The following is a 385-nucleotide window of genomic DNA, read 5'->3' on the forward strand; positions in this document are numbered from 1 at the left end:
GCCTGCACCATGTTCTGCGTCCATGATATTTACGACTTCATTAAGTAATAAATTACGCATTCTTTCATCATCAAGCTCTCGCTCTAAACGTTTAATTTTTTGGGCAGGTGATTCTTTTGCTTTCGGGGATTTAGGCATAATAATCTTAGGTGATTGAGACCAGTCCATCTTACCGTGTTTTCTTAACCAAGTAAGTACGGTAGAGCGACCTTGAATGCCATAAATGCTTTGAGCTTGCTTATAGGTCATATCGCCTTTTTCTATAGCGGCAACAAGCTGTAATTTAAAGCCTAATGAATAATCGCGTTGAGTTCGCTTATTCTTTGTTTTTTCTTGATTTGTCATATAAAAGTCCTAAATGTGTAAACACATTTCAGGACGAGAC

The 385-nt window shown here is 37.7% G+C and carries 1 pseudogene; it reads right to left on the reverse strand.

From position 1 onward, the window contains the following. Window positions 1–345: pseudogene (locus tag A6E06_RS19475) on the reverse strand (IS3 family transposase); the annotation flags it as partial. Between the last annotated feature and the right edge of the window lie 40 nt (window positions 346–385).

The organism is Aliivibrio sp. 1S175 (assembly GCF_001690985.1).
Classification (GTDB): Bacteria; Pseudomonadota; Gammaproteobacteria; order Enterobacterales; family Vibrionaceae; genus Aliivibrio.